Consider the following 26,468-nt stretch of genomic DNA (forward strand, 5'->3'; position numbering starts at 1 on the left):
CGGTTGGGTGTCAGCGCAGCTTCTTCAGATGCTCCACGATCGGCTCGTAGGCCGCCTCGAGCGCTTTGAGCTGCTCGTCGCTGAGGCGGTCGACGAAGTGCTCGCGCACGCTCGCCACGTGGTCCGGCGCGACCTTCTGGATCGTGTCCCAGCCCTCGTCGGTCAGCACCGCGAACGTGCCCCGCCGGTCGTCGCGGCAGTCCTCCCTCGTCACCAGGCCCTTGGCCTCCATGCGGGAGATCTGGTGCGACAGCCGGCTGCGCGACTGGATCGTCGCGTCCGCCAGGTCGCTCATCCGCATGCGCCGGTCCTGGCTCTCGGAGAGGTTGACGAGGATCTCGTAGTCGTTCAACGAGAGTTGGTGCACCTGCAGCTCGCGGTCGAGCCGGTGCATGAGCAGCTTGTGCAGCGCCAGATGCGTGCGCCAGGCACGCTGTTCGGCGGGTGAAAGCCAGCGAGGCCCCCTCATGATCTCCAATGTAGCGCACGTAAAGTAATCCCCTATGGAGCAGCGGGAGTCGGGGGAGAGCCTGAGGACCGTCCTGGTCGCGGGCGCGGCCAATTTGACGATCGCGCTGGCCAAGCTCGTCGCGGGCCTGATCGGCGGTTCGGCGGCCATGCTGTCGGAGGCGGCGCACTCGGCCGCCGACACCGTGACAGAGCTCCTGCTGCTGGTGGCGGTGCGCGGCGCGGAGCGGCCCGCCGACCGGCGGCATCCGTTCGGCCACGGCAAGGCGGGGTTCGTCTGGGCGATGACGGCGGCCGTGGCGACGCTGGTGGGCGGCGCCGGGTTCTCGATCACGCACGGCCTGCACGAGATCAGCCATGGCGAGGAGCTGTCGAACCTTCTCCCCTCGTACATCGTGCTGGCCGTCGCCTTCGGCATGGAGGCCGTCTCGTTCGCCAAGGCGTACTCGCAGCTGCGCGGCCAGGCCGAGCGCTACCGGGTCCATCCGGTACGGCTCGTGCGGATGACCTCGGACACCGCGTTGAAGGCCGTGCTGTTCGAGGACGCGGCCGCCCTGGTGGGCCTGGTCATCGCGGCCGCGGGGCTGGCCGGGTCGCAGATGACGGGCTCGGCGCTCTGGGACGGCGCGGCGTCGATCGCGATCGGCCTGCTCCTGGTGGTGGTGGCGGTCACCCTGATCCGCTCGAACCTGTCGCTGCTCATCGGCCAGGCCGCGCCCCCGAGGATCGAGACCGGCATCCGGGCCGTGCTGCTGTCCCAGCCCGAGGTGGAGGACGTGGTCGAGCTGCTCACCATGATGATCGGGCCGGGCTCCATCCTGGTGGCCGCGAAGGTCGACTTCCGGGACGAGGCGAGCGCGGCGGGTGTGGAGATCGCCTGCGACGAGGTGGAACAGCGGCTGCGGGAGCGCTTTCCTGGGGTCAGCCAGGTCTTCCTCGACCCCACCCCGACCCGCCGCCGCTGACGCCGTTCAGGCCCGTGGGCATCGGCCGCCATCTTCTTGTGGCCAGAGCGCTGCGCGTCAGGGGATCGGCACCCTTCTGGCAGGGGAGTCCGTGATCACGGCCACCCGGATGTCAGGACCGGCGCTCCACTCCAGCAGGTGGCGGCCCGCCAGGTCGTCGCCGCCCGTGTGGAGCTTGTCGAGCGTCAGCTCGCCGCGCTTGATCAGCGCCTCCTTGCGGGTCCAGTGCCTGATGAGCTCGTCGTTGCCGGCGACCAGCGCGAGCTCGCGCGGGGTGCAGACCCGTTCGGCGAGGGCCAGGTCGAGCGGCCCGGGCGGCACGTGCTCGGCGTCCACGCCGACCTTGCCGGGGCCGGCCCCCGCGCACACGTAGCCGCGCGTGTGGCTGAAGCTCACGCCGAGCTCGGGCGCCTCCTCGATGTACGGCTTGCCGTGCCCGAGGCCGTGCAGCTCGCAGCGCTGCCGCAGGGTCAGCTCGTACGGCTCGGTGCCGAGCGCGGCGGCGGCGCAGAGCCGTACGAGAAGGTGGGCGGCAACGTAACTCGCGCGATCCGCCTCGAACCGGAACCGCCCGGCCCGTTCCCTCTCCACCTCGGTGAGCCAGTCCTCCGGGGCGCGCACCTCGTCGGGGCGGCCGCCCATCGCTAAGGGGCCGATGGTCAGTCCTTCTTCTTGCCGCCGGTGAGGCTGTACTGGTCCTCCGAGGCCGCGCCGAGCACGGTCACGTCATGGATCTTCCAGATCCCCTTCTCCTTCACAAGGCTGATCTTAAGGTGCGAGTCCTTGACGGAGCGGATCGCCTCGGAAGTGTTCACCTGCTGGTCGACGACGACGATGGCGTGCGCGGTGGCCTCGTCCACGTCGGCCAGGTAGGTCTCGCGTACCGTGGCCTGCGAGGTGGCCTTGAGCTTCACGATCACCTGCGCCATCGCGCCGCCGAACGCCGCGTCGTACGTGGCCAGGAAGTCGCCCGTGGCCTGGGCGGCGAGGGTGGATCGGGTGCTCTGGAGGTTGCGGTAGTCGTAGCTGAGCAGGGCCTTGCTGAACGCGTTCGCCGCTCCGGACACCTCCAGCCGCAGCGCCCGCTCGGCCTCGAGCCTGGCCCGCGCGTCCTCGGCCTGGGAGGCGGAGATCCACTGCAGGACGGCGGTGGCGGCGAGCGCGGCCACCAGCATCGCCGCCAGCGTTCCGAGGATCCTGGCCCGCGTGACACGCTGCCCGCCCTTGACGCCGCCCGCCCCTTCGTCGCCCGCCCCTTCGTCGGACGTACTCTCGTCGCGAGCCGTGTCGGCGGATTCCTCGGGCTGGGCCTCCTCGGTGCGGGTCTCCTCGGCGAGGTCCTGCTTGGTGGTCATCGTGACTCCTCACGGCGGCGGGCGGCCCGGCCCGTCGCGATCCAGCCCACAATCCCACCGATGGCCACCACTGCGAGGAATATCCCGGCAACCAGCGGGGCGGTGTTCAGCGGGACGGGGGATGCGGGGCCGGTGGCGGCCACGCCGCTGGGCGACGCGGTGGCCTCCGGGCTCTTGTCCGGTTTCTCGGTGTCCTTCGCCACCGGGCGAGCGGAGGCGGCGGATGAGGGGGTGTCCGCCGGTGCGGCGGCATCCTGGCGGTCATGCGTACGGGAATCGTCCGGGTCTTCGGAATCGCCGGAGTCCCCGGAACGGGAGGGTGCGGGGCAGGAGCGCAGCGCGGGCACGGCGGGCGGCCCGACGGCGCTCGCGTACTCCTCGGCAGGGGTCGGCCCGCCCGGCACGCTGAAGATGAACGCCGCCCGCCCGTAGACGGTGTCGCCGGTCTGGTCGCTGATGTCGTTCGCCAGGCTGAGCGCGGTGGGCATGATGCTGAGCAGGTGGTGCACGTTCCGCTCGGTCGCCGGCGAGAACACCGGCTGGTGCGGCAGCCCCGCCGCCGTCAGCAGGCACGAGAACCCCGGCCGCGACTTCTTGATCGCCGTGTCGAGGCGGGCGAAGACCCCCGGCCCCCGGTCGAGGAAGGTGTTCAGGTCGGCGCGGGAGTCGCGCAGCGTCCCCGTGACCGTGCGGAGGTCCGTGATGCCGGAGGCCAGCTCGCCCCGCTTCCCGGCGAGCGTGTGGGTGAGGTGGGTGAGCTGCACCGACAGGGAGTCGAGCACGTCGGCGTTGTCCGCCAGCGTGCCGGTCAGCGAGTGGGCGTCGTCGATGATGTTCCTGATCGCGGGGGCGCGCCCGTCCAGGGCCACGGCCAGCTCATGGGTGATCGTCTTGGCGTCCCGCGGCGGCACCGCGTTCAGCAGCTTGCCCACGCCCTCGAACAGCTTCTTGTAGTCGAGCGGCACCGACGTCCTGGCCAGCGGGATCGTGTCGCCGGCGGCGAGCGTGGGCCCGTTCACGCCGGTGGCGGGGGGCGAGAGCTCCACGTACGGCTCCCCGATGGCCGACTTGCGCCGCACCTCCGCCGTGGCGCCCTTCGGCAGCCGGACACCCCTGTCGATGTCGAGACCCACGACGATCCTGCCGGGCGCCAGCCGCACGTCGCCGATCTTGCCGACCCGGACCCCCAGGTAGGCGACGTCGAACCCCCGGATGAGGCCGGGCGACGAGACGAACTCGGCCGACACCCGGTACGGCCGCTCGATGGCGTCGAGCCGGATGATCGTGCTGAACGCCCAGACGGTCATGACGATCCCCAGGGCGACAAAGAACCCTAAATTCAGATAAATCCGGTTCCTCATCGCGGCGGCTCCAGCAGCAGGCGGAAGTCCTCGACCCGGTTCGGCAGCGCCCGGTCGTTCCCGGACGATTTCTTGGGCATCAGCACGCCCTTCAGCCAGAGATAGATCAGCACCTGCCCGTTGACCGTGATCGGCGGCGCGTCGATGAACTTCTGGAGCCGCGCCACCAGCGTCTTCAGGTCTTCCTTGCCGCGCTGCATGGCCGACGAGATGGCCTCCAGCTCCAGGAGCAGCTTCCTGAGCCGGGCGGCGTGCCGCGGGTAGACGGTGAGGTTCGCCTCCTTGGCCAGCTTCGTCAGCGCGACGATCGCCTTCTTCACGTGCTTGCGCCCGTGCGCGATGCGAGCGGTGGCCGAGGCCAGCGTCCCCGGCAGCCGGTCCAGCTCGCCGCTGCCCTTGGCGAGGTCGTCGCCCAGCCTGGCCAGCGCGTCGATGCTGGTGCCGATGTCCCTGCGGGCCGCGGCGTAGGCGTCGGTCACCTCGGCCGTCTGCTCGATCAGCTTGTTGACGTCCTCGCCCCGCCCGCCGAACCCGGTGGAGGCGGCGTCGAGGATCGCGTTCACGTCCTGGGCACCGAGCGCCTCGATGAGCGGCCCCGCCTTCGCGGTGACCTGCTCGATGTCCGGCTCGACCGACGTCTCGGCGATGGTGGCGCCGTCCTTCAGGTACGGCCCCGTGGCCAGGTCCTTGCCCGCGGGCGGCGTGAGCAGGACGTAGTTCTCGCCCAGCACCGACGTCTTGGCCACGGTGGCGGTGCTGCCCTGGGGCACCCGGTGGGCGGACTGGACCGACATCGTCACCCTGGCCCGGTAGCCGTCCAGGCGGATGCCGGTGACCGTGCCCACCCGTACGTCGGAGATCTGCACGCTGTGCCCGGCCACCAGGCTCTGCACGTCGTCGAAGACCGCGTACAGGGTCATGTCCCCGGTGGTCGCGCCGAGCGTCTGCAGCGAGCACGACGCGGTCAGGGCGAGGGCCAGGACGGCGGCCAGCAGGCGGGTCCTCATCGCTGCCTCCCCTGCCGCTCGAAGGGGCAGTTGCTCAGCTTGGCCGGCAGGCAGGGCACGTCGCCCAGGTTCAGCGCGTCGAACAGCGGCGTCAGCCACGCCCTGGTCATCGCGTTGAGCACCACGCGGATCTTCAGTACGTGCTGCTTCCTGTCCCAGGAGTCGATGAGCACGTCGGCGAAGTCGGCCGCGCCCTTGACCGCCCGCGCCATGGACGCGCTGTTGGCCCGCACCGTCAGCACCAGCTCGGCCAGCGTGCTCGCGGCCTGCGGGAGCCGTTCGGAGTACTGCTCGATGATCACGTCACCGCGCCGCACGAAGGTCGCCATGCCCGAGACGAACGTCCGCAGCCGCTGCCGCTCCTCCGCCAGGATCGAGCCGGCCTCGGCGAAGGAGTCGATCGCCCCCGTCACCTGGCTCTCCCGCTTGTTGAGGCCGGTGGCCAGCCGGTTCAGCCCCTTGGCCAGATCGACGAGCTGCTGGTCCTGCCTGGCCAGGGTGCCGGTCAGCTCGGAGGTGTCGGCGATGGCGTTGTTGATGGTCTTGCCGCGCCCCCTGACCCCGTCGGCCAGGGTGCTCGCCACGGAGCCGAGCTTCTTGTCGTCGAGCGCGTCGGTGAGCTTGGTGAACGCGTCGAGCGCGTCGTCGATCTCCACCGGCAGATCGGTGCGCTCCAGCGGGATCGTGGTCCCGGGGGTGACCTTCTGGTCGCCGGGCTTCCACGGGGGATAGAGGACGACGTTCCGCTCGCCGAGGGTGTTCTGGGGCGCGACCACGGCCTTCACGCCGGCCGGGAGCGGCACCTGCCGATCGACCAGCAGGTCAACGCGCACCTTATCCCCATCAATGCTGATTTTGTCGACATATCCGGCGTCGAGGCCCATCACCTTCACCCGCGCCTGCTCGTACAGGGAGGGCGCCTTGCGGAAGATCGCCACCAGCCGGTACGGCTCATCGCCCAGCACCGTGCACCCCGACGTCAGGAACGCCCCGAGCAGCAGCACCGCCATCAGTCGTCTCATCTGGCGCTCTTCCTGTCCTTCTTGATGACGCCGAGCACCTCCGGGTTGATGGGGCCGAGGCCCGCGGCTATGGCCTCGAGCCACGGGCCCTGGCCGCCCATCGTGGACAGCCCGGAGAACGTCGGGCCGGCCCACGCGAGGAGCGAGTTGAGCTGCTTGTTGCTGCCGCTCAGCCGCGTCGTGATGGCCGCGTTGTCGTCGAGCACCTGGACGAGGGTCTTCTCGTGCTCGTTGATCAGCCGGGTCGTGCTGCGTACGAGGTCGCTGCCGTCGCCCAGCAGCGTGCGCAGCTCGTTGCGGCGCGCGCGCAGCTCGGCCAGCATGACCTCGATGGCGTCGATGAGCCGCCCGAGCTGCCTGTCCTTCTTCTCCAGGACGTTCATGATCCTGGTGCCGTTGTCGACGAGCCGCTGCAGCTGCGGCTGGCTCTTGCTGATCGTGTCCGACAGGTCGCCGATGTTGCGCAGCAGGCGGGTGATGCGGCCGCGCTTGCCGAGATCCACCTTGTCGAGCTCAGTGAGCAGGTCGTCCACGGCGTCGGTGTCCAGGCGCTCGACCAGCCGGGTCGCGTCCTTGATGGCGTCGTTGATGAGGGTGGGCACGCCGGTCCGCGTCACGGGGATGCGCCGCTCGCCCTCGGGCAGCTGGTCCATGTACGGGGCCGAGACGGCGCCGGTGAGCTTGACGTACCGGCCGCCGAGCAGGTTCGACAGGGCGATGTCGGCCCGGGTGCCGCGGCCGAGCCGCACGCCGTCGTCCACCTTCCAGGTGACGATCACGTTCCCCCGCGTGTAGTCGGCGCGCACCTCGGTGACCTTGCCGACGCGCACCCCGGCGACCCTGACGTCGTTGCCCGTGCGCAGCCCGCCGGAGTCCACGAACACGCCGGACATGAAGTAGCCGCCCTCCAGCAGCCCTAGGTTGCCGACCAGGAACGTGGCGACGAGGATCGCGGCCAGCGTGGCCAGCGACACCAGGCCCACGGCGATCCTGTTGCGGTCACGGAAGGATTTGAGCGCCATCACTCGCCCACCATGAGTTTCTGCAGGTCCTTCGTGCTCTGGATCCTGGTGTTGCGCAGCGGCGGCGGCGTCTGCATCCCGTACGGGCAGGGCGCGGCGTTCAGCGCCACGCACGGGACCGCGGTGACGAAGTAGTGGCCGCGGTCCACGGTCTGGTACGCCCGCGCGAACAGCGGCTGGAACGTGCTGACCGTCTTGTCGATCTCGCCCACGTGCCGCCTGATGCCGCCGGTCAGCCCGGACAGGTTGTCGACCAGGCGGCCGAGCTCGTCGGCGTTCTTGCCGAGCACCTCGTTGGAGGTGTGGACGGTCGTCGACAGCTCCACCAGCGCCTGGTCGATCAGCTCCCGGTTGTCGGCGAACGCCTCGGAGAGCGTGACGAGGTTGTCGACGAGCTGCTCGATCTGCTTGTCGCGCCGGGCGACCACGCCGGTGACGGTGGCGTAGTCCTTCAGCAGCTGCTCGATGGTCTTCTTGCGCTCGTTGACCGTGGTCGTGATGGCGTTGACGTTGTCGAACAGCCTCGGGATGTTCTGCTCGTTGCCCTTGAGCGACTTGGCGGCGGCGGTGAGGAGCTGGTTGATCTGGTCGGGGTCGAGGCTGCGGGTGAGCGGGCCGAGGTCGCTGACCAGCTGGCCGATGTCCACGACGGAGGAGGTACGGGTGATGCGCGAGCCGGGCAGGAGCCTGGCGGGCGCGGTGCCGGGCATCAGGTAGACCACGCGCTGGCCGACGGCGTTGCGCCAGCGGATGGCGGCCTCGGTGTCCGCCGGGACGGTGACCCCCTGCTGCACCTCCATGGTCACCTCGGCCCGGCCGTCCACCACCTTGATCGTGTCCACCTGGCCGACAGGCGCTCCGGCGATCTTCACCTGGTCGCCCTCGACCAGCCCCGACACGTCGTCGAACACGGCGATCAGGCGGTAGCCGCCGTCCGTGTTCACCCGGGCGATCTGGATGGCGATCACCACGATCAGCGTCACGCACAGGCCGACGAAGAGCAGGAACCGGGCGAACGTCCAGGCGCGCCGCATCAGCGCCTCCCGTCGGTCGGGCCGCACGCGCCGACGACCAGCTCGCAGAGGTCGGTCGCGACGAACGCCTCCACCTGCAGCTGGCGGCTGTTGCCCGGGCCCGGCGCCTCGATCAGCTCGTTGAGCAGGTCCACCAGCCGGTTCAGACCGCGCACGCCGTCGCCGGCCAGGCCGAGCTGGGCGTAGATGAGCGCGGCCACCCGCTCGCCGGAGTGCACGCCGGCCCGCAGGTCCTGCCGGTGCTTGGCCAGCCCGTGCGCGCCGAGCTCGGAGATCGAGGTGACCTCCTGGAGCAGGGCGCGTACCTTGTCGGCCCGCGCGAGCAGGTCGGGGGTGATGACGTTGACGTCGGAGGAGATCGCGACGAGGTCGTCGCCCTTGTCCTGCAGCGCCGTGCCGAGCAGGGCGGCGTCGTGCAGGAACTGCCTGGCCCGCCCGCGCTGCCGGTGCGCGACGCCGACGAGCGTGCCGGCGTCGCCGATCAGCTCGCGCAGGTTCCCGCCCTCGCCGTCCAGGCCCTTGGCCAGGGTGTGCACGATGACCGTGACCTCGCTCGGATCGACGGCGTCCAGGCCGCGGTAGGCGTCGCCGAGGGTGTCGGACAGGTCCAGCGGGCCCTCGGTGGCGGTGATGACGGCGCCGCTGGACAGGTAGGGGCCGGTGGTCTCACCGGAGCCGGGCTTGAGGTTGAGGAACTTGGGGCCGAACACCGACGCCGGCTCGACCACCGCGACCGTGGACTGCGGCACCCTGACGCCGGGGTCGACGTGCATGGTGACCACGGCCTTGCCCTTGGCGTCGAGCGACACGCCGGTCACCTCGCCGACCGTGATGCCGCGGATCTTGACGGGGGAGCCGGGGTCCATGCCCTGCCCGGCGCGGGTGAACACGGCGTCGATCCTGGTCCCGCTGATCTCGGTGGCGGTGCGGACCACGTACAGGGTGGCCGCGGCCAGGACCACGAGCACGGCGAACGCGATGCCCACCCGGGCGGCGAGGGAAAGTTGGAATCGGGTCACCGGCTCACCCCGTCAGCGGTATGTTGCCGCCGCTGCCCCAGAACAGGTACGACAGCAGCAGGTTGAGCAGCACGATCGTGACGATCGACTGGCGGATGGCGCGGCCCGCCGCCACGCCCACGCCCACCGGGCCGCCGCTGGCGTGGAAGCCGTGATAGCAGTGGATGACGATGACCGCGAAGGCGAAGACGGCGACCTTGGAGACGCTGAACACGATGTCGGTGACCGGCAGGTACAGGTAGAAGTAGTAGTCATAGACCCCGGGCGCCAGGCCGAACAGGACTGTGCACATCAGCCGGGTGGCGAAGAAGCTGGCGAAGAGTGCGATCAGGTAGATGGGGACCAGCGCCAGCAGCGCGGCCACGACCCGGGTGCAGACCAGGTAGGTGAAGGCGTTGATGCCCATCACCTCCAGCGCGTCGATCTCCTCCGAGATCCGCATCGCGCCCAGCTCCGCCGTGAACGACGAGCCGACCTGCGCCGCCAGCGCCGTGGCCGCGATGATCGGGGTGATCTCCCGGACGTTCGCGAAGCTGCCCACCAGGCCCATGAACGACTCCGCGCCGATCGCCTGCAGCCCCTGGTAGCCCTGCAGGCCCACGGTCGCGCCCACGACGAACGCCATCGTGAACACCACGAAGACCATGCCGCCGCCGATGACGGTCGCCCCGACGCCCACCACGACGTCGCTGACCTGCCTGAGGACGACCTTGACGTACTTGAGCCGCAGGACGACGTCGCGTACGCAGTAGAACAGCACCTTCCACACGAACAGCGGCCAGTCGGCCAGCGTCGCGAACCGCTCCGCGACGTCCCGCCCCCGCAGGGCGATCCTGAGACCCGCCGTCCGCGTCACCATCAGAGGGACCTCGGCGGGTAGGCCAGGAAGTAGACGGCCGAGATCACGTAGTTGAACGCGAACACCAGCATGAACGTGACCACGGTCGCCTGGTTGACCGCCCGTCCCACGCCGACCGGGCTGGTCGCGCAGGTCATGCCCTTGTAGCAGGCGACCGCCGCCGCGATGAACCCGAAGATCCACGCCTTGAACAGCGTCACGTACAGGTCGGACGCGACGACCAGGGAGAACGCGCCGTCGAAGTACGCGCCGGGGGTGACGCCCTGCACGACCACGTTGAAGAAGTAGCCGCCGGCCGCGCCGGCCAGGATGACCAGCGGGCACAGGCACACCGCGATCGTGCTGGCCGCCCACATGCGCGGCGTGACCAGGCGGTGGATCGGGTTGACCGACATGACCTCCATCGCGCTCAGCTCGTCGCGGATGTGGCGCGCGCCGATGTCGGAGGTCATCGCGCTGCCGCCGGCCCCGGAGATCAACAGCGCGCTGGCCAGAGGCGCCACCTCGCGGATGAGCCCGACGAAGACCGCGCTGCCCGTGGCGGAGCTCGCGCCGAGCTGCCTGGCCAGCTCGCCCACCTGCAGCGCCACGGTGGCGCCCAGCGGCAGGGCCACGAGCAGCACGGGCACGCTGGTGACGCGGGCGAGGAACCAGCACTGCTCGACGAACTCCCACCACCAGCGCCTGACGTCCCAGGTCCTGCGTAACCCCTCCAGGACGATGACGAACAGCTCGCCGATCTGGCCGAGCGCCGACCCGGCCCGGCGTCCGACGTATCCGGACAGGGTCATCGGCCGCCCGTCCGCGCGCGCATTACCGCCATGACCACCTCCGCCGCCTACGGATGAGTCGCAACCCTACTGAGGGGTTATCTGGGAGTCGATGACTTCGTGGGAATTTGCGCGAAAGGTATGAGACGCAGGTCACATCTTGTCAGCCAAGTACGAAACGTGACCGGCCCGTTACACCCGCATCCTCTTGACTCCGCCCCTGTGGGGTTGTTTGCCTGGACGCAAGCTTGGAAGACTGAGGGCAGAGGTGGTGCAGATGCTGATCGGGACGATCCTCCGCGCCAAGGGCAGTGACGTGGCGACCGTGACACCAGGTGCCACGGTGCGCGAGTTGCTGGCCACGCTTGCGGAGCGCAATATCGGAGCCGTGGTGGTCTCCACGGACGGCTCCACCATCGAGGGCATCGTGTCCGAGCGCGACGTCGTACGTCGCCTCCAGGATCGCGGTTCCGCGATCCTGGACGGCCCGGTGTCGGCGATCATGACGACAGAGGTGCGCACGGTGGGGCCCGGCGAGAACGTCGACTCGCTGCGGCAGATCATGACCACGCATCGGTTCAGGCACATGCCCGTGGTCGAGAACGGCCGGCTCGTGGGCATCGTGAGCATCGGCGACGTGGTGAAGAGCGCGATCGAGGAGTTGGAGACGGAGAAGGCGTCGCTCGTCGACTATCTCCACCGTTGACAGGGATGGCACGCTTGGTCCGTGATGTACGGGCCTCCTCCTCCTGAATATCCGCGCGCGACGAGCAGTCCGCCGATCATCGTGCTGGTCGCCGGGCTCGCCGCGCTGCTCGGGTTCCTGCTGGGGGTGTTCGTGGGGTTCGGCGCGTCTTCTGAGACGTCGTCCTCGTCCGAGGAGCCCGACGCCCGCGTCACGGTCACCGTCGAGGACAGCCCGCCCGTGGACCCCGAGGCCACGTCCTCCACCGGGTCGTCGCCGTCCCAGACCGACCAGACCCTGCCCGGCCAGACCCTGCCCGACCAGCCACAGCCGGGGCAGACGCAACCCGGCCCGAGTCAGCCCGGTCAGCCTCAGCCGGGGCAGACGGGCGCGCCCAGCGCCGGGACCAGCAGCGGCCCTGCCGTCAACCCGGCCGTCAACCCCGCCTCTGTGCGCACGCTCATCGTGGGCAAGGACATCCAGCCGGGCACCTACCGCACGACCGGCCCGCTCGCTGGGGGCGCCATGTGCTACTGGGCCAGGCTGCGCAGCGCGACCGGCGACATCGCCGCGACCGGCATGCCGAAGGGGCCGGCCAGCGTCACCATCGAGGCCACGGACAAGGCGTTCGTGTCCGGCGGATGCGCGGAGTGGATCAAAGCCTGACGCTTTTGTGCGCCAAACTCTGGACAAGAGAGCAGGAATGCGCAATTCTGTGCGGCAAACGAGGAAGGAGACACGCTCCGGCGTGCTGGCGTGAGTCCTGCGGTTATGGACCACGCCACTCCGGCGTCCCTGGCACGGACGCGGTGCGGAGAGTGCGGAACAGCGCGCATCGCCACTAATCCCGAACCATGACCGTTCGCGAGGAGTGACATGCGACCATCCGCTCTCGTCTCCCTGGCCGCGCTCGCCGCCGCCACCGTGCTCGTCCCCGCCCAGTCCGCCGTCGCCCAGCTCGCCGCCACCGCCGCCCTGCCCGCTCCTGCGGCCTGCGCCGACTGCTGGAAGCCCGCCCTGAACACGTCCTGGCAGTGGCAGCTCTCGTCCCTGCCGCAGAAGCCGTACCCGAACGTGCAGATGTACGACATCGATGGCTTCGCCGCCAAGGACGGCGCGATCGTCAAGTCGCTCAAGGCCGACAAACCGGGCCGCGGTGTCGTCTGCTACATCAGCGCGGGCACGTACGAGGACTGGCGCCCGGACGCCGGCCAGTTCCCCGCAGGGGTGCTCGGCAAGCCGCTGGAGGACTGGCCGGGCGAGCGCTGGCTCGACATCCGCGCGTACACCGGCAAGCTCGGCGAGATCATGAAGGCCCGGCTCGACATGTGCAAGGCGGCCGGGTTCGACGCCGTGGAGCCCGACAACGTCGACGGCTACAGCAACGACAGCGGCTTCCCGCTCAAGGCGGCCGACCAGCTCGCCTACAACAGCTGGTTCGCCAACGAGGCCCACAGGCGGGGCATGTCGGTCGGGCTCAAGAACGACGTGGAGCAGATCCCGCAGCTGCTGCCGTACTTCGACTGGGCGCTGAACGAGGAGTGCTGGGAGCAGACCGAGTGCACCACCGCCCAGAACGGCGACTACGGCTACGACCAGTTCGTCAAGGCGGGCAAGGCCGTGTTCAACGTCGAGTACAACCTGCCCACCTCGAAGTTCTGCGCCAAGTCCAACGCCCAGAACTTCAACTCGCTGAAGAAGAAGTACGAGCTCGACGCCTACCGCGTGGCCTGTCGTGGCGCGTGACTTCGATCTGCTGGTCGTCGGTGACGCCAACCCCGACGTGGTGCTCTCCGGAGCGCCGCGCGGGTTGGCGTACGGCCAGCGTGAACAGCTCGTCTCCGGCGGCGACCTGGTGCTCGGCGGGTCCGGCGCGATCACCGCGTGCGGGGCGGCCCGGCTGGGCCTGCGGACCGCGTTCGCCGGGCGCGTGGGCGACGACGCGGCCGGGCGCTTCGTGCTCGGCGCCCTGGCAGAGCGAGGCGTGGACGTCTCGCACTGCGTGATCGACTCCCGGTCCACGGCCATGACCGTGGTGCTGGCCGACGGGGCGGACCGGGCCATCCTCACCGCGCCGGGCTGCCTGCCGTACCTGACGGTGGACGACGTGCCGCGCGGCGTCGCCAGGCATGTCCACGTGTCGTCATATTTCCTGCAACCGGGGCTTGCGTCCGGGTTACCGGGCTTCCTGGCGGAGGAGCGGCGGGGCGGCGCGACCACCTCGCTGGACACCAACGACGATCCCGCCGGAACGTGGAACGGGCTCGAGGACGTGCTGCCCGAGGTGGATGTCTTCCTCCCGAACGCCTCCGAGGCCCGGGCCGTCGCCGGCCGGTTGTTCGGCGCCGGTCAGGAGAGCCTCGAGGCCGCCGCGGCGCGGCTGGGCGCGCTGGGACCCGCCGTGGCCGTCAAGGACGGCGGCGACGGCGCGCTGGTGTGGCGGTCGGGCGAGCTGGCCCGGGTCGCCGCCGTGCCCGTCGAGCCGGTGGACACCGTCGGCGCCGGTGACAGCTTCGACGCCGGGTTCATCGCCGCCATGCTGCGCGGGATGAGCCTGCGCAAATGCCTGGAGGCGGCCGTGACCTGCGGTTCCCTTTCGACCCGAGCCGCCGGTGGCACCGCGGCCCAGCCCACCTGGGAGGAGCTGTGAAGATCGTCTTTCTCGGCGCGGGAAGCGTCGAGTTCACCCAGGGTCTGCTCGCGGACCTGGTGGCCCTCCCCGATATGGGGGAGTTCGAGGTGGCGCTGCACGACATCCACCCCGAGCGGCTGGAGACCGCGGAGGCCGCCGCGCGCCTCATCGCCGCCGGGCGGGCCGTCAAGATCTCCGCGCACCTCGACCTGCGGCAGGCGCTCGAAGGGGCCGACTTCGCGATCAACATGATCCAGGTCGGCATGATCGACGCCACCCGCGTCGACTTCGAGCTGCCCGCACGGTACGGGCTGCGCCAGACCATCGCCGACACCATCGGCGTGGGCGGCATCTTCCGGGCCCTGCGCACCTTCCCGGCGCTGGACAGGATCGGGCGGGCCATGGCCGAGGTGTGCCCGGACGCGTGGCTGCTCAACTACACCAACCCGATGGCCATGAACGTGTGGTACCTGGCCGCCGCCACCCCCGTGCGCAACGTGGTGGGGCTCTGCCACTCCATCTACTGGACCGCCCACGACCTGGCGGAGCTCGTCGGGGTGCCGTACGAGGAGGTGTCGTACCTGGCGGCGGGCGTCAACCACCAGTCGTGGATGCTGCGGTTCGAGAGCGGGGGAGAGGACCTGTACCCGCGGCTGGACGAGGCCATCGCCCGCGATCCCGGCCTGTTACGCCGGGTCCGCGTGGACATGTACCGCAGGCTCGGCTACTACCCGACCGAGACCAGCGAGCACTCGGCCGAGTACGTGCCCTGGTACCTGCACGACGAGGCCGAGGTCGAGCGCCTGCGGATCCCCGTGGGCGCGTACCTCGGCATCAGCGAGGAGAACGTGCGCCAGTACGAGGCCACCCGCGACGCGCTGCGAGCGGGCCGGCCGATCAGCGCGGAGGGGACCATGGAGTACGCCCCGCAGATCATCCACAGCATCGCCACCGGCACGAGCCGGGTCGTCTACGGGAACGTCCAGAACAGGGGCCTGGTCGGAAACCTGCCCGGCGGATGCGTGGTGGAGGTGCCGTGCGTGGCCGACGCGCTCGGCGTCCACCCGGTCGCCGTCGGCGACCTGCCCGCGCAGTGCGCGGCACTCAACCGCGCGTACGTCAACGTCAACGAGCTGACCGTACGCGCCGTCACCGAAGGGCGGCCCGAGCACGTCCGGCACGCCATGATGGCGGACCCGAACACGGCCGCCACGCTCACCGTCGAGCAGATCGACTCGCTGTGCGACGCGCTCATCGAGGCCCACGGCGACCTCATGCCGGAGTCCCTCAGGAGTGGGTCATGAAGGGCGTGGCGGCGCTCGTCCTGGTCGCCGGGCTGCTGACGGGCTGCGGCTCCTCGTCCGAGGAGGCCGGCGGCCCGGTAGAGATCACCTGGTGGCACGGCCAGACGGAGCTGCAGGCCAAGGTCATCGAGGAGCTGGCCGCCGAGTACGGCAAGGCCCACCCGGACGTGAAGATCACGCCTGCCGTCGGCTCCACGAACGTGGACGAGATGCTGCAGAAGGTCCAGGCGGTCCTGGCCGGCGGCAAGGCGCCCGACATCGCGTACATGTACGGCACGTGGATGCCGCACCTGGCGCGCACCCCCAAGGTGTACGACCTGACCGCCACCGTGAAGGCCCCCGGATTCGGCTGGGACGACTTTTGGCCGGCGGAGCGGGCCGTGTCCGAGGTGAACGGCAAGGTCATCGGCGTCCCGGCCCTGGTCGACAACCTGGCCGTCATCTACAACAAGAAGCTGTTCGACGCGGCCGGGCTGGCGTACCCCACCAAGGACTGGACCTGGGACGACTTCCGCGTCGCGGCGAAGAAGCTGACCGGCGGCGGCGTGTACGGCACCGCGTACCCCGTGACCGGCGCCGAGGACACCGTGTGGCGGTTCTGGCCGATGATCTGGCAGCAGGGCGGCTCGATCGCGGCGCCGGACGGCAAGAAGTCGGCGTTCGACACGCCGCAGGCGGTGCAGGCGCTCGACCTGTGGAGCGCCATGGCCCGCCAGGACAAGTCCGTATATCTCGATCAGAACGGGGAGAAGTTCGTGCCGCTCTTCCAGAGCGGCAAGATCGGGATGATCGTCGCGGGGCCGTATACGCTGCTGGACATCATCGGCCACAAGATCCCGTACGGGGTGCAGGTGCTGCCCGGCTACAACGGCAACCACGAGACCATCGCGGGTCCCGACAACTGGGTCGTGTTCGACAACGGCTCGCGCCGGGCCAAGGCCGCCGCCGACTTCCTCGCCTGGCTCACCCGGCCTGAGCAGGACGCCCGGTGGTCGCTCGGCCTGGGCAACCTGCCCATCCGCAAGGCCACGACCGCGCTGCCGGCGTACCGGAAGTTCGTCAAGGACTTCCCCGACATCGACGTCTTCACCGCGAACCTCGACAACGCCAAGCAGGCCAGGCCGCAGCTGCCCGCGTACCCGGAGTTCTCCGAGAAGGTGGGCAACGCGATCGCCCAGGCCATGGTCGGCGGCACGCCCGCGCGGGATGCCCTCGCCAAGGCGGCCACCGAGGCCGACACGGTGCTGGGGCGCTCGCGATGACCGCGCTCGCGGCCTGGGGAGGCACGCATCAGGCGCGGCGCCGCCGGTGGGCGCCCCAGCTGACCGGATGGGGATTCGTGCTCCCCGCGACGCTGGTGATCGTCGGGCTCAGCCTGTTCCCCGCGGTGTGGGCGCTGCTGCTCTCGCTGCGCGACGGCGACCTGCTCACCGGCGGCGAGTACGTCGGGCTCCAGAACTACCGCGACATGCTGGGCGACGCCGAGCTGGCCGCCGCGGCCGGGCACACGCTGGTCTACACCGTGCTGTTCGTGCCCGGCTCGGTGGTGCTCGGCCTCGCTCTCGCGCTGGCGCTGAACCTCAAGATCCGCCTCATCGGGTTCTACCGCACGTGCTTCTTCGTCCCGTACGTCGTCTCGGCCGCGGCCACGGGCATCCTCGCGAACTTCGTCTTCGACCCGGACTTCGGCATCGTCAACGCCGGGCTGAAGGCGCTCGGGCTGGCCCCGATGGCGTTCCTCCAGGACCCCGGCCAGGCGATGCTCACGCTGGTCGTGATCTCGCTCTGGGGCGGCGTGGGCATGCCCGCCGTGGTCTACCTGGCCGCCCTGCAGGACATCCCGCGCGAGCTGATCGAGGCGGCCAGGGTGGACGGCGGTTCCGGGCGGCATGTCCTGCGCCACGTCGTGCTGCCGCAGCTGCGGCCCGCCACGGTCTTCCTGGTGATCTGGCAGACGATCACCGCGCTGCAGCTGTTCGACCTCGTCTACACCACCACGAAGGGCCAGCCGCTCGACTCCACGACGACGATCGTGTTCTACCTCTACCGGCAGGCGTTCCAGCTCTTCCACTCCGGCTACGGCACGGCCATCGCCTACGTCCTGTTCCTCGTGACGCTCGCCGTGTCGGGCGCCGTCCTGTGGAGGGGTGCGCGATGAAGCGCCGCAGCCTCGCCCATCTCTTCCTGATGCCGCTCGCGCTGCTGTTCGTGGCGCCGCTGGTGTGGATGGTGCTGACCGCGTTCATGCCGGACGCCGACATCAACACCTACCCGCCCAAGCTCTGGCCCGAGCACTTCACGCTGGCCGGGTTCGAGCGCATCCTCACCGATGACGAGTACCCGCTCTGGCTGGCCAACACGGTCGTCGTGGCCGGATCGGCGGTGCTCGGGCACGTGGTGCTCTGCTCCCTGGCCGGCTACGGCTTCGCCCGGATCGAGTTCCGCGGCCGCGGGCTCGCCTTCGCCGCCGTCATGGCGACCATCATGGTGCCGGCCCAGGTGCTGATGATCCCGACGTTCCTGCTGTTCAAGAACATGGAGTTGATCGACACGCTGGGCGCGGCCATCGTGCCGTGGCTGGCGTCGGCGTTCGGGGTGTTCCTCATGCGGCAGTTCTTCCTGTCGCTGCCCAAGGAGCTGGAGGAGGCCGCCGTCATCGACGGCTGCTCCCGGCTGGGGGTGTTCTTCCGGGTGGTGCTCCCGCTGGCCCGGCCCGCGCTGGCCACGCTCGTGGTCTTCACGCTGCTCGGCGCCTGGAACGACCTCATCTGGCCGCTCATCGCGATCTCCTCCGAGTCGCGCTACACCCTCCAGCTCGGGCTCGCCACGTTCGCCGGCGCCCGGCACACCGAGTGGTCGGCGCTGATGGCCGGGAACGTGGTCGCCGTGCTGCCGCTGGTGGCCGCGTTCGTGCTGGCGCAGCGTCATTTCGTGGCCACGATGAGCTTCAGCGGGTTGAAGGGCTGAGCGCCGGAGAGGAGTATGCGCACAGCCCACCAAGGAGGACGCCATGTCGGTGTTGCAGAGGTTCGTGGACAGCGTGCGCAGCGGAGCGATTGAGGTGATCGACCTCACCGCGCCCCTCTCGTCCGAGACACCGGTCCTCCAGTTGCCCGAGCCGTTCGCCAACGCGAGCCCGTTCCGGCTGGAGGAGATCAGCCGGTACGACGACCGCGGCCCCGCCTGGTACTGGAACGACATCCACACCAATGAGCACACCGGCACCCACTTCGACGCCCCCATCCACTGGGTCACCGGCCGCGACGGCCAGGACGTCTCCCAGGTCCCCGCGCGCAGCCTCATCGCGCCCGCCGTCGTGCTCGACTTCGCCGCCGAGGCGGCCAAGGACCCCGACTTCCTCCTCCAGATCGACCACGTCAAGGAGTGGGAACGCGCCAACGGGCCGCTGCCCGACGGCGGCTGGCTGCTCTACCGGACCGGCTGGGACGCCCGGTCCGGCGACCAGGCCGCCTTCCTGAACGCCGACGCCACCGGCCCCCACACGCCCGGCATCTCCGCGGAGTGCGCCTCGTGGCTGGCCTCCGCCACGCCCATCGCCGGCATCGGCGTCGAGACCGTCGGCACCGACGCGGGCGCCGCCCACTCCTTCGACCCTCCCTTCCCGTGCCACTCCTACCTGCTGGGGGCGGACAAGTACGGCCTCACCCAGCTGCGCAACCTCGACCTGCTCCCCGTGACCGGCGCCGTCGTGATCGCTCCGCCGCTGCCCATCGTGGGCGGCTCCGGCAGCCCCGTACGCGTGCTGGCCCTGGTCGAGCGTTGATCGTCGCGGAGGCCGTGGGCCGGGCCCTGGCCGCCTGCGGCGTCGAGACCGCCTTCGGGGTGGTCGGCAGCGGCAACTTCCACGTCACCAACGCCCTCGTGGCCGGCGGCGTGCGCTTTGTCGCCGCCCGCCACGAGGGCGGGGCCGCCACGATGGCCGACGCGTACGCGCGCATGAGCGGCCGGGTCGGCGTCGTGTCGGTGCACCAGGGGCCGGGGCTCACGAACGCCTTGACCGGGCTCACCGAGGCCGCCAAGAGCCGCACGCCGCTGATCGTGCTCGCCGGAGAGGCCACGGAGGTGCAGTCCAACTTCCACATCGACCAGGCGGCGCTGGCCACGGCGGTGGGGGCGGTGCCGATGCGGGTCACCTCGCCGGGGGAGGCGGTGTCGCGGGCGGCGGAGGCGTACCGGGTGGCTGTGGAGGAGCGGCGTACGGTCCTGCTGAACCTCCCGCTCGACGTCCAGGCCGCCCCCTTCGACGGCCCCGTGGAGCCCGGGTCTGCCGCCGTCCCGTCGCCTCCTCCTGGAGCGGCCGGCACCGTGCCCTCGCCCGGAGGCGCCCCGGCGTCGGGCGGTGGGCCGGTGTGGGCGGGCGGGCCGGCGGAGCTGGCGCGGCTGCTCGGCGAGGCCCGGCGGCCGGTGTTCATCGCCGGGCGCGGCGCCCGGCACGCGCGGCGGGAGCTGGAGGAGCTCGCCGGCCGCGCGGGCGCGCTGCTGGCCACCTCGGCGGTCGCGAAGGGCCTGTTCCGCGGCAGCCCGTGGGATCTCGACGTGAGCGGCGGCTTCGCGACGCCCCTCGCCGCCGAGCTGATCCGCGACGCCGACCTGGTCGTCGCCTGGGGATGCGCCCTGAACATGTGGACCACCCGCCACGGCACGCTGATCCGGCCCGGCGCCAAGGTGGTCAAGGTGGATCTCGACCCGGCGGCCTTCAACGCCCATGTGCCTGCCGACCTGGGCGTGGAGGGCGACGTGGCCGCCGTCGCCGAGGCGCTGGCCGCCCGTCTCACCCCGCGCCAGGGGTACCGGTCGGACGAGATCGCGCGGCGCGTCCGGGCCGAGGGGCGCTGGCGGGACGTGCCGTACGAGGACGAGAGCGGCGGCGGGCGGATCGACCCCAGGACACTCACCATCGGGCTGGACGACCTCCTGCCGCGGGAGCGCATCATCGCCGTCGATTCCGGAAATTTCATGGGATATCCGTCGATGTTGATGGATGTCCCGGATGAAGGTGGGTTCTGCTTCACCCAGGCGTTCCAGTCGATCGGGCTGGGGCTGGCGACGGCGATCGGCGCCGCGCTGGCCCGGCCGGACCGGCTGCCGGTGGCCGCGCTCGGCGACGGCGGCGCCCTCATGGGCATCGCGGAGCTGGAGACCGTCGTCAGGCTCGGCCTCCCGATGGTGATCGTGGTCTACGACGACGAGGCGTACGGGGCGGAAGTCCACCATTTCGGGCCGCACGGGCACCCGCTCGGCACGGTCACGTTCCCGCCCGCCGACCTCGCCGCCATCGCACGGGGCCACGGCCTCGCCGCCGTGACGGTCACCGAGCCGTCCGACCTGGCGGGCGTGGCCGAATGGCTGAACGGGCCGCGCGACCGGCCGCTCATGGTGCACGCCAAGGTCACGGGGGAGCACGGCTCCTGGTGGCTCGAGGAGGCCTTCAAGGGCCACTGACCTCAGCCGCCATTCCAGAGGTCAGAGCTTGCGGTAGGCGCGGGCCTCCTCGGCCGCCTCCAGCACGTCGGAGAGCGGCACGCCCGCGCCCGCCGCCACCGCCGCCGCGATGGCCCCCTCCACGAACGGCACGTCCGCCACCACCACCCGTCCCTCCTCCTCCAGCAGGCGGGCGGTCAGCACCGAGCTGCCCAGGTCGGGGATCAGCACCACGCCGTCCCCCTGGTCGACGCTGCGCAGCGCCGCTTCGATGAGGTCCACGCTCGTGCCCAGCCCGCCGTCCTCGGTGCCGCCGGCGGCCGCCACCGGCGTGTCCGCGCCGGCGATGCCGCGAGCCAGCGCCGCCGCCTCGGCCGCCAGCCCGGCACTGTGCGCGACGAGCACCAAGCCCACCATCACCCGCCTCCAGCCGCCATCACGTGACCACGGCGGCCAGGGCCGCCATGAACAGGGCCGCCGACGCCGCCCCGGGATCCTCGTGCCCGATGCTGCGCTCGCCCAGGTAGCTGGCCCGACCCTTGCGCGCCTGCATCGGGATCGTGGCCTTCGCGCCCTCCTCGGCCGCCTTGGCCGCCTGCTCGAACGCCTCCCGTACCCCCACCCCGTCGCGTACGGCCAGGGCGAGCGCCCGCGAGGCCGGAACCAGCGCGTCCACCATGGTCTTGTCGCCCAGCGCGGCCTTGCCCAGCCGTTCGAGCGCCACCACCCCGGACTCGAAGGCCGCCGCGAACCCGGCCAGCGTCACCGGCGACTCCAGCGACTTGCCCATCTGCCGGAACACCGACCCGTACAGCGGACCGGAAGCGCCCCCGACGCGGCGGATCAGCGTCGCGCCCGCCAGGGCCAGCACCTGCGCGGGAGTCTCGGGCGGCGACCCGGCCAGCGCGGCGCGGACCTCGGTGAGGCCGCGGTCGAGGTTGGTGCCGTGGTCGGCGTCGCCGATCGCCGCGTCCAGCCGGGTGAGCCGGTCGCGGTCCCTGCGGACCAGCCTGGCCGCCTCCTCGAACCAGGCCACGAACACGTCGGCGTTCATCAGCGCCCCCAGCGCAGCCCCGGCGTCTCGACCGGCGCGTCCCACAGGCGGGTCAGCGTGTCGTCGAGCAGGCAGATCGACACGGAGAAGCCTTGCATGTCCAGACTCGTCACGTAGTTGCCCACCAGCGAGCGCGACACCCGGGCCCCCTTCCCCTTGACGAACGCCGCCACCTCCGCGAAGACCACGTACAGCTCCATGAGGGGGGTTGAGCCCATGCCGTTCACCATGACCAGCAGGTCGCCGCGGAGCGGCAGGTCGCCGTGGATCGCCTCCATGGCGATCCCGGCCAGCTCGCGCGCCGACACCATCGGCACCCGGGCCCGGCCCGGCTCGCCGTGGATGCCGATGCCCAGCTCCACGTCCGTCTCCGGCAGGTCGAACGTCGGCTTGCCCGCGTGCGGCGTCGTGCACGAGGTCAGCGCGATGCCGAACGACCTGCTGCGCTCGTCGACCTCGCCCGCCACCAGCGCGACCTGGGCCAGCGGCGCGCCCTGCTCGGCCAGCGCGCCCGCCATCTTCTCCACGAACACCGTCGCCCCGGTGCCGCGGCGGCCCGCCGTGTAGAGGGAGTCCTGCACGGCCACGTCGTCGTCGACCAGCACGCTCGCCACCTCGACGTCCTCGACGAGCTCGGCGGCCATCTCGAAGTTCAGCACGTCGCCGGTGTAGTTCTTGACGATGTGCAGGACCCCCGCACCGCCGTCGACCGCCCTGGTCGCGTCGATGATCTGGTCGGGGACCGGCGAGGTGAAGATCTCACCCGGGCAGGCGGCGTCGAGCATGCCGTACCCGACGAAACCGGCGTGCAGCGGTTCGTGCCCCGAGCCCCCGCCCGAGACCAGGCCGACCTTCCCGGCCCGGGGGCCCTCGGCCCGGTAGACCACCCGGTCGCGCACCCGCAGCGAGGGATGGGCCGCGGCCATGCCGTTCAGTGCGTCGTCAACGACGGAGTCGGCCGTGTTGATGAGCTTCTTCATGGTGAGAAGATCTGCCCATTTTCACGAGGGCGCAAGCGTCGTAGCGTGGTCGGGGTGGATGTCGTACCTGTCGTTCGTGGCCATGGACCCGCCGGAGCACACCCGCATGCGGGCCATCGTCTCGCGGGCCTTCACCCCGCGCCGGGTGGCCGCGCTCGAGCCCATGATCCGGCAGATCGCCCGCGGCTACATCGCGGAGGGTCTCGAGCGCGGGACGTTCGACTTCGCCCGTGACTTCGCGGCCAGGCTGCCCCTCGACGTGATCTCCGAGCTTCTGGGCGTGCCGCGGTCCGACCGGGCCGACGTACGCCGCAGGTCCGACGCGCTGGTCCACTACGACCCGGACGGGAAGCTGGCGGAGGAGGGACTCAGGACCATTCTGTCCCTCGGCGACTACTACGCCTCGATCGTCGCCGACCGCCGGGCCCCCCGCGCGACGACCTCGTCTCGGCGCTCGTCGCCGACGGCGGGCTGAGCGTCGAGGGGATCGTAGCGTTCCTGTTCCTGCTGATCGGGGCGGGCTCGGAGACCACCACCCACCTGCTCAGCGCGGCCTGGTACTGGGCGTGGCGCAACCCCGGCCAGCGCGCCGCCGCCTTCGGCGGGGCCGTCAGGGAGTGGGCGGAGGCCCGCTGGCCCGGCTCGAGGCGAGGGTGGTGCTGGAGGAGCTGACGAGAACCGTCTCCCCTTCGTACGAGATCGACCAGGACGGCATCCGGCGCACCTCGCACGGCAACGTCCGGAGGATGATCAGGCTCCTGACGGCCGTGACACCTGCCTGAGTAGGCTACCTTCCTGTCATGGCTGAGATCGTGTACCCGCCGGTGATCGCCGCCGCGCGGACCCTGTTTCGCGTGCTCGACGTCCGCTTCCACATGGAGGGTACGGAACACGTGCCGAGGACCGGGGGAGCGGTGCTGGTCAGCAACCACATCAGCTACCTCGACTTCATCTTCGCCGGGTTCGCCGCCCTGCCCTCTCGCCGGCTGGTGCGGTTCATGGCCAAGCAGGACGTGTTCGACCACCGGATCTCGGGGCCGCTGATGCGCGGCATGCACCACATCCCCGTCGACCGCGGGGCGGGTGCGGGCTCGTACGCCACGGCCCTGCGCATGCTCAAGGCCGGGGAGGTCGTGGGCGTCTTCGCGGAGGCCACCATCAGCCGGTCCTTCACCGTCAAGGAGATCAAGAGCGGCGCCATCCGCATGGCCCAAGCCACGGGCACGCCCGTCATCCCGGTCGCGCTCTGGGGCAGCCAGCGCCTCTGGACCAAGGGCCGGCCGCGCAAGCTCACACAACGGCACATCCCGCTCACCATCCTGGTGGGGGAGCCCATGCACCCCAAGCGCGGCGAGAACGTCAACGACCACGCGGCCGACCTGCACACGCGGCTGTCGGGGCTGGTGGACCGGGCGCAGCGCACGTACCCGGAGATCCCGCCGGGCGTCTGGTGGCAGCCCGCCCACCTGGGCGGCACGGCCCCGACACCGGAGGAGGCGGCGGCCATGGACGCGGCGGAGGCGGAGGCCCGCGCCAAGAAGGAGTGACCCGCCGCAGGTGTCACAACGGGTAACGCGTGATGTCCACGGTGAGGAGATCCGCGAGGAAGGCCGCTTGCCGCGGATCGTCCCAGTCGCCGACCTCGCCCCCGTTGACGGCCGTCCACACTCCCCACTCCAGCAGCATGTACGTGAGAGCGGTCGGCCACAGTTCCCGCTCTCGCACCGTCAACCGCACATGCCCAAGGTAGGCATCGCGGAAGGCGGCCCATTCCCACTCGTCGAACAGCCGCGCCGGACGATCTGGCAGGTCGTTGTGGAACAGCAGCACGGCCAGGGCCAGGTCGAGCAGCCTCGGCGCCCGTTCCCCGTTGTCGGGGTCGACCAGTACGGGTCCGGCCTGGCCGTACACGAGGTTGACGGCCTTGAAGTCCATGGTCACATCGGCCACCGGCAGGTCGGCGTCGCGGATGGCAGGAAGCGTGGTCGCCATGAACGACCGCAGCAGCGGCTCGAACCGACCGAGCACCTCCCCGTGCAGGTCCGGCCTGTAGGCCTTGAGTACCTTGTCGAGGCCCGTCACGTCGTCCGTGACCGACTCCTCGTCGTGATCGGGCCACTCGAAGCCGGGCAGACCGGTTGAGACTTCGGCGTCACCGGCTACGTGCAGGCGCCCCAGCAGGTCGCCGGCGGCGCGTATGTCCGCCGGAGAGCCGTCGTAGGTGCGCCCGTCGATCCACGGATAGGCGACCCAGTCGTACCCGCCGATCTGACGTGGCCCGGCCAGCGGCGTCACCACTGACACGCCCGCGCCCGCAAGGTGCCGTACCCACTTGCCCATGGCCTCGGCCGAGTGGGTGCGCTTGACGGCGACGGCCACTCCGCCGATCACACCACGGAATACGGGTGCGTAGGGATATATCGACTCCTGCGGCTCGATCCCGAACCGCCGGAACACCTCGGAGTAGTCGTTCGTCACGAGCTTCGACCCTAGAGGGGACATAAGCATTTATTCGACGAATTTTTGGAGCTAGGGCCGGAGCACGATCTTGCCGTGGGTGTGTCCCCGCTCCAGCTCGCGGAAGGCGTCCCGCACCCGCTCCAGCGGGTAGGTGCGGGCGATCGGCACCTCGAGCTCCCCGCGTGCGGCGAGCCGGGCCAGTTCCCCGAGCACGACCGCGCACGCCGCCGCGCCTTCTCCGTAGGTCCGCGCACCGAACTTGGCCGCGGCCTGCCAGTCGCGGATCGTGTCGATCCGCTCGGGCCGCACGCCCAGCTCCACTGCCGTCTCCACGTAGCCGTCGCCGAACGTGTCGATGAACGCGTCGACGTTCCCGCCGCCGGCCTGCCGGATCCGCTCGGCCACACCCTGCCCGTACTCGACCGGGACGACGCCGTGATCCTTCAACCAGGCGTGGTTCGGCTCGCTCGCCAGCCCGATCACCGTGGCGCCGCGCCGCCGCGCGAGTTGCACGGCGAGGGACCCCACGCCGCCCGCCGCACCGGACACGACGACCGTGTCGGCCGGTCCGGGGTCGACCGCGAACACGGTGGCGTACGCGGTCGTGCCCGCCACGTACAACGACCCGGCCACGTCCCAGGACAGCCCCTCCGGACGCGTGGTCAGATTCACGTCGTCGACCACGACGAACTCCGCGTGGCTCGCCCTGTTGTGGGTGAAGCCGAGGACCTCGTCGCCCACCGAGAAGCCGCGCACCTGCGGACCGACCTCCACCACGACGCCGGCCAGATCGCTGCCCTGCCCGGAGGGGAACGTCGCCGGCCAGCGGTCATGCCGCGCGCCCTCCCGGATCATCACCTCGCCGGGCTGGATCCCGGCCGCGCGGACCTCGACCAGCACCTGCCCGGGGCCCGGCGCCGGACGTTCCACCTCCTCCACCCGCAGGACATCGATCCCGCCGTACTCGTGGAACCGCACCGCCTTCATCGCGTGATCACCGCTCTTCCTCGCTCAGATGGGCCGTGGACG

The 26,468-nt window shown here is 70.8% G+C and carries 30 protein-coding genes; 14 read left to right on the top strand and 16 right to left on the bottom strand.

What is annotated here, in order from left to right; genetic code table 11:
- Positions 1 to 10: 10 nt before the first annotated feature.
- Positions 11 to 469 (bottom strand): MarR family transcriptional regulator, encoded by a 459-nt coding sequence (locus AB0J64_RS38910; RefSeq protein ID WP_364038976.1) that lies wholly within the window; start codon positions 467 to 469, stop codon positions 11 to 13.
- Between the two features lie 34 nt (positions 470 to 503).
- Here AB0J64_RS38910 and AB0J64_RS38915 point away from each other — a divergent pair, with 34 nt between their 5' ends.
- Positions 504 to 1,433 (top strand): cation diffusion facilitator family transporter, encoded by a 930-nt coding sequence (locus tag AB0J64_RS38915; protein WP_364038979.1) that lies wholly within the window; start codon positions 504 to 506, stop codon positions 1,431 to 1,433.
- A gap of 57 nt (positions 1,434 to 1,490) precedes the next feature.
- Here the strand turns inward: AB0J64_RS38915 and AB0J64_RS38920 are convergent, their stop codons facing one another.
- The 10 genes from AB0J64_RS38920 to AB0J64_RS38965 are packed head-to-tail and all read right to left on the bottom strand — an operon-like array spanning position 1,491 to position 10,903.
- Positions 1,491 to 2,075 carry a 4'-phosphopantetheinyl transferase superfamily protein gene (locus AB0J64_RS38920; RefSeq protein WP_364038982.1) on the bottom strand — a complete coding sequence of 195 codons (585 nt, stop codon included), beginning with the start codon at positions 2,073 to 2,075 and terminating at the stop codon, positions 1,491 to 1,493.
- 17 nt (positions 2,076 to 2,092) lie between these two features.
- Entirely contained in the window at positions 2,093 to 2,788 is a 696-nt protein-coding gene (locus tag AB0J64_RS38925; RefSeq protein ID WP_364038985.1) for a hypothetical protein, read from the bottom strand.
- Positions 2,785 to 4,149, bottom strand: a complete 1,365-nt coding sequence (locus AB0J64_RS38930; RefSeq protein ID WP_364038988.1) for an MCE family protein — start codon at positions 4,147 to 4,149, stop codon at positions 2,785 to 2,787. Before AB0J64_RS38930 ends, AB0J64_RS38925 begins: the two co-directional genes overlap by 4 nt.
- On the bottom strand, positions 4,146 to 5,156 hold the full coding sequence (locus AB0J64_RS38935) for an MCE family protein (RefSeq protein WP_364038991.1): 1,011 nt from the start codon (positions 5,154 to 5,156) through the stop codon (positions 4,146 to 4,148). The genes AB0J64_RS38930 and AB0J64_RS38935 overlap by 4 nt, the downstream gene beginning before the upstream one ends.
- The gene (locus AB0J64_RS38940; protein ID WP_364038994.1) at positions 5,153 to 6,178 is read right to left on the bottom strand and encodes an MCE family protein; all 1,026 of its coding nucleotides are present in this window, start codon (positions 6,176 to 6,178) and stop codon (positions 5,153 to 5,155) included. The genes AB0J64_RS38935 and AB0J64_RS38940 overlap by 4 nt, the downstream gene beginning before the upstream one ends.
- Positions 6,175 to 7,200, bottom strand: a complete 1,026-nt coding sequence (locus AB0J64_RS38945) for an MlaD family protein (RefSeq protein WP_364038997.1) — start codon at positions 7,198 to 7,200, stop codon at positions 6,175 to 6,177. Before AB0J64_RS38945 ends, AB0J64_RS38940 begins: the two co-directional genes overlap by 4 nt.
- Entirely contained in the window at positions 7,200 to 8,261 is a 1,062-nt protein-coding gene (locus tag AB0J64_RS38950; protein ID WP_364039000.1) for an MlaD family protein, read from the bottom strand. Before AB0J64_RS38950 ends, AB0J64_RS38945 begins: the two co-directional genes overlap by 1 nt.
- Complete coding sequence (locus AB0J64_RS38955; RefSeq protein ID WP_364039003.1) at positions 8,234 to 9,253, bottom strand: MlaD family protein; 1,020 nt, start codon at positions 9,251 to 9,253, stop codon at positions 8,234 to 8,236. Before AB0J64_RS38955 ends, AB0J64_RS38950 begins: the two co-directional genes overlap by 28 nt.
- A 4-nt stretch (positions 9,254 to 9,257) precedes the next feature.
- On the bottom strand, positions 9,258 to 10,112 hold the full coding sequence (locus AB0J64_RS38960; RefSeq protein WP_364039006.1) for an ABC transporter permease: 855 nt from the start codon (positions 10,110 to 10,112) through the stop codon (positions 9,258 to 9,260).
- A complete protein-coding gene (locus tag AB0J64_RS38965) occupies positions 10,112 to 10,903 on the bottom strand; it encodes an ABC transporter permease (protein ID WP_364039009.1) in 792 nt (263 codons plus the stop codon). Before AB0J64_RS38965 ends, AB0J64_RS38960 begins: the two co-directional genes overlap by 1 nt.
- Positions 10,904 to 11,159: 256 nt before the next feature.
- On the opposite strand from AB0J64_RS38965, the gene AB0J64_RS38970 reads away from it, so the two are divergent.
- The 10 genes from AB0J64_RS38970 to AB0J64_RS39015 all read left to right on the top strand — a co-directional run bounded on the left by AB0J64_RS38970 (position 11,160) and on the right by AB0J64_RS39015 (position 20,966).
- Entirely contained in the window at positions 11,160 to 11,588 is a 429-nt protein-coding gene (locus AB0J64_RS38970; protein WP_364039012.1) for a CBS domain-containing protein, read from the top strand.
- A gap of 21 nt (positions 11,589 to 11,609) precedes the next feature.
- The gene (locus tag AB0J64_RS38975; protein ID WP_364039015.1) at positions 11,610 to 12,233 is read left to right on the top strand and encodes a hypothetical protein; all 624 of its coding nucleotides are present in this window, start codon (positions 11,610 to 11,612) and stop codon (positions 12,231 to 12,233) included.
- A 210-nt stretch (positions 12,234 to 12,443) separates the two neighbouring features.
- Positions 12,444 to 13,313: an endo alpha-1,4 polygalactosaminidase gene (locus AB0J64_RS38980; RefSeq protein WP_364039018.1), complete on the top strand. Its 870-nt coding sequence runs from the start codon at positions 12,444 to 12,446 to the stop codon at positions 13,311 to 13,313.
- Positions 13,303 to 14,217: a carbohydrate kinase family protein gene (locus AB0J64_RS38985; protein ID WP_364039021.1), complete on the top strand. Its 915-nt coding sequence runs from the start codon at positions 13,303 to 13,305 to the stop codon at positions 14,215 to 14,217. Before AB0J64_RS38980 ends, AB0J64_RS38985 begins: the two co-directional genes overlap by 11 nt.
- Positions 14,214 to 15,503, top strand: coding sequence for an alpha-glucosidase/alpha-galactosidase (locus AB0J64_RS38990; RefSeq protein WP_364039024.1), 1,290 nt, complete (start codon positions 14,214 to 14,216; stop codon positions 15,501 to 15,503). Before AB0J64_RS38985 ends, AB0J64_RS38990 begins: the two co-directional genes overlap by 4 nt.
- On the top strand, positions 15,500 to 16,765 hold the full coding sequence (locus AB0J64_RS38995; protein ID WP_364039027.1) for an ABC transporter substrate-binding protein: 1,266 nt from the start codon (positions 15,500 to 15,502) through the stop codon (positions 16,763 to 16,765). The genes AB0J64_RS38990 and AB0J64_RS38995 overlap by 4 nt, the downstream gene beginning before the upstream one ends.
- Positions 16,762 to 17,661: a sugar ABC transporter permease gene (locus AB0J64_RS39000; protein ID WP_364039030.1), complete on the top strand. Its 900-nt coding sequence runs from the start codon at positions 16,762 to 16,764 to the stop codon at positions 17,659 to 17,661. The genes AB0J64_RS38995 and AB0J64_RS39000 overlap by 4 nt, the downstream gene beginning before the upstream one ends.
- Positions 17,658 to 18,470, top strand: a complete 813-nt coding sequence (locus AB0J64_RS39005; RefSeq protein WP_364039033.1) for a carbohydrate ABC transporter permease — start codon at positions 17,658 to 17,660, stop codon at positions 18,468 to 18,470. The genes AB0J64_RS39000 and AB0J64_RS39005 overlap by 4 nt, the downstream gene beginning before the upstream one ends.
- A 43-nt stretch (positions 18,471 to 18,513) precedes the next feature.
- The gene (locus tag AB0J64_RS39010; protein ID WP_364039036.1) at positions 18,514 to 19,287 is read left to right on the top strand and encodes a cyclase family protein; all 774 of its coding nucleotides are present in this window, start codon (positions 18,514 to 18,516) and stop codon (positions 19,285 to 19,287) included.
- On the top strand, positions 19,284 to 20,966 hold the full coding sequence (locus tag AB0J64_RS39015; RefSeq protein ID WP_364039039.1) for a thiamine pyrophosphate-binding protein: 1,683 nt from the start codon (positions 19,284 to 19,286) through the stop codon (positions 20,964 to 20,966). Before AB0J64_RS39010 ends, AB0J64_RS39015 begins: the two co-directional genes overlap by 4 nt.
- 21 nt (positions 20,967 to 20,987) lie before the next feature.
- On the opposite strand, the gene AB0J64_RS39020 is transcribed toward AB0J64_RS39015, so the two are convergent.
- The 3 genes from AB0J64_RS39020 to dhaK are packed head-to-tail and all read right to left on the bottom strand — an operon-like array spanning position 20,988 to position 22,979.
- Complete coding sequence (locus AB0J64_RS39020; RefSeq protein WP_364039042.1) at positions 20,988 to 21,362, bottom strand: phosphoenolpyruvate--protein phosphotransferase; 375 nt, start codon at positions 21,360 to 21,362, stop codon at positions 20,988 to 20,990.
- A 19-nt stretch (positions 21,363 to 21,381) separates the two neighbouring features.
- Positions 21,382 to 21,999 carry a dihydroxyacetone kinase subunit DhaL gene (gene dhaL, locus AB0J64_RS39025; RefSeq protein WP_364039045.1) on the bottom strand — a complete coding sequence of 206 codons (618 nt, stop codon included), beginning with the start codon at positions 21,997 to 21,999 and terminating at the stop codon, positions 21,382 to 21,384.
- On the bottom strand, positions 21,999 to 22,979 hold the full coding sequence (dhaK, locus tag AB0J64_RS39030) for a dihydroxyacetone kinase subunit DhaK (RefSeq protein ID WP_364039048.1): 981 nt from the start codon (positions 22,977 to 22,979) through the stop codon (positions 21,999 to 22,001). Before dhaK ends, dhaL begins: the two co-directional genes overlap by 1 nt.
- A 58-nt stretch (positions 22,980 to 23,037) precedes the next feature.
- Between dhaK and AB0J64_RS39035 the strand changes: the two genes are divergently transcribed.
- From AB0J64_RS39035 to AB0J64_RS39045, 3 genes are all read left to right on the top strand, one after another.
- The gene (locus AB0J64_RS39035) at positions 23,038 to 23,454 is read left to right on the top strand and encodes a hypothetical protein (RefSeq protein WP_364039051.1); all 417 of its coding nucleotides are present in this window, start codon (positions 23,038 to 23,040) and stop codon (positions 23,452 to 23,454) included.
- Positions 23,455 to 23,596: 142 nt separating this feature from the next.
- Positions 23,597 to 23,761 carry a hypothetical protein gene (locus AB0J64_RS39040; RefSeq protein ID WP_364039054.1) on the top strand — a complete coding sequence of 55 codons (165 nt, stop codon included), beginning with the start codon at positions 23,597 to 23,599 and terminating at the stop codon, positions 23,759 to 23,761.
- Between the two features lie 18 nt (positions 23,762 to 23,779).
- Positions 23,780 to 24,526 carry a lysophospholipid acyltransferase family protein gene (locus AB0J64_RS39045; RefSeq protein WP_364039057.1) on the top strand — a complete coding sequence of 249 codons (747 nt, stop codon included), beginning with the start codon at positions 23,780 to 23,782 and terminating at the stop codon, positions 24,524 to 24,526.
- 13 nt (positions 24,527 to 24,539) lie between these two features.
- Here the strand turns inward: AB0J64_RS39045 and AB0J64_RS39050 are convergent, their stop codons facing one another.
- Positions 24,540 to 25,457, bottom strand: coding sequence for a phosphotransferase (locus tag AB0J64_RS39050; protein WP_364039060.1), 918 nt, complete (start codon positions 25,455 to 25,457; stop codon positions 24,540 to 24,542).
- Positions 25,458 to 25,508: 51 nt separating this feature from the next.
- Positions 25,509 to 26,426 carry an NADP-dependent oxidoreductase gene (locus AB0J64_RS39055; RefSeq protein ID WP_364039063.1) on the bottom strand — a complete coding sequence of 306 codons (918 nt, stop codon included), beginning with the start codon at positions 26,424 to 26,426 and terminating at the stop codon, positions 25,509 to 25,511.
- Positions 26,427 to 26,468 lie beyond the last annotated feature (42 nt).

Origin of the sequence: Nonomuraea sp. NPDC049695 (genome assembly GCF_040674955.1) — a bacterium.
Classification (GTDB): domain Bacteria; phylum Actinomycetota; class Actinomycetes; order Streptosporangiales; family Streptosporangiaceae; genus Nonomuraea; species Nonomuraea helvata.

Bases quoted from the DNA above. Each gene is read 5' to 3' on its own strand.
- AB0J64_RS38910 (WP_364038976.1), bottom strand. From the start codon at position 469: ATGAGGGGGCCTCGCTGGCTTTCACCCGCCGAACAGCGTGCCTGGCGC.
- AB0J64_RS38915 (WP_364038979.1), top strand. From the start codon at position 504: ATGGAGCAGCGGGAGTCGGGGGAGAGCCTGAGGACCGTCCTGGTCGCG.
- AB0J64_RS38920 (WP_364038982.1), bottom strand. From the start codon at position 2,075: ATGGGCGGCCGCCCCGACGAGGTGCGCGCCCCGGAGGACTGGCTCACC.
- AB0J64_RS38925 (WP_364038985.1), bottom strand. From the start codon at position 2,788: ATGACCACCAAGCAGGACCTCGCCGAGGAGACCCGCACCGAGGAGGCC.
- AB0J64_RS38930 (WP_364038988.1), bottom strand. From the start codon at position 4,149: ATGAGGAACCGGATTTATCTGAATTTAGGGTTCTTTGTCGCCCTGGGG.
- AB0J64_RS38935 (WP_364038991.1), bottom strand. From the start codon at position 5,156: ATGAGGACCCGCCTGCTGGCCGCCGTCCTGGCCCTCGCCCTGACCGCG.
- AB0J64_RS38940 (WP_364038994.1), bottom strand. From the start codon at position 6,178: ATGAGACGACTGATGGCGGTGCTGCTGCTCGGGGCGTTCCTGACGTCG.
- AB0J64_RS38945 (WP_364038997.1), bottom strand. From the start codon at position 7,200: ATGGCGCTCAAATCCTTCCGTGACCGCAACAGGATCGCCGTGGGCCTG.
- AB0J64_RS38960 (WP_364039006.1), bottom strand. From the start codon at position 10,112: ATGGTGACGCGGACGGCGGGTCTCAGGATCGCCCTGCGGGGGCGGGAC.
- AB0J64_RS38965 (WP_364039009.1), bottom strand. From the start codon at position 10,903: ATGACCCTGTCCGGATACGTCGGACGCCGGGCCGGGTCGGCGCTCGGC.
- AB0J64_RS38970 (WP_364039012.1), top strand. From the start codon at position 11,160: ATGCTGATCGGGACGATCCTCCGCGCCAAGGGCAGTGACGTGGCGACC.
- AB0J64_RS38980 (WP_364039018.1), top strand. From the start codon at position 12,444: ATGCGACCATCCGCTCTCGTCTCCCTGGCCGCGCTCGCCGCCGCCACC.
- AB0J64_RS38995 (WP_364039027.1), top strand. From the start codon at position 15,500: ATGAAGGGCGTGGCGGCGCTCGTCCTGGTCGCCGGGCTGCTGACGGGC.
- AB0J64_RS39000 (WP_364039030.1), top strand. From the start codon at position 16,762: ATGACCGCGCTCGCGGCCTGGGGAGGCACGCATCAGGCGCGGCGCCGC.
- AB0J64_RS39005 (WP_364039033.1), top strand. From the start codon at position 17,658: ATGAAGCGCCGCAGCCTCGCCCATCTCTTCCTGATGCCGCTCGCGCTG.
- AB0J64_RS39010 (WP_364039036.1), top strand. From the start codon at position 18,514: ATGTCGGTGTTGCAGAGGTTCGTGGACAGCGTGCGCAGCGGAGCGATT.
- AB0J64_RS39020 (WP_364039042.1), bottom strand. From the start codon at position 21,362: ATGGTGGGCTTGGTGCTCGTCGCGCACAGTGCCGGGCTGGCGGCCGAG.
- dhaL (WP_364039045.1), bottom strand. From the start codon at position 21,999: ATGAACGCCGACGTGTTCGTGGCCTGGTTCGAGGAGGCGGCCAGGCTG.
- dhaK (WP_364039048.1), bottom strand. From the start codon at position 22,979: ATGAAGAAGCTCATCAACACGGCCGACTCCGTCGTTGACGACGCACTG.
- AB0J64_RS39035 (WP_364039051.1), top strand. From the start codon at position 23,038: ATGTCGTACCTGTCGTTCGTGGCCATGGACCCGCCGGAGCACACCCGC.
- AB0J64_RS39045 (WP_364039057.1), top strand. From the start codon at position 23,780: ATGGCTGAGATCGTGTACCCGCCGGTGATCGCCGCCGCGCGGACCCTG.
- AB0J64_RS39055 (WP_364039063.1), bottom strand. From the start codon at position 26,426: ATGAAGGCGGTGCGGTTCCACGAGTACGGCGGGATCGATGTCCTGCGG.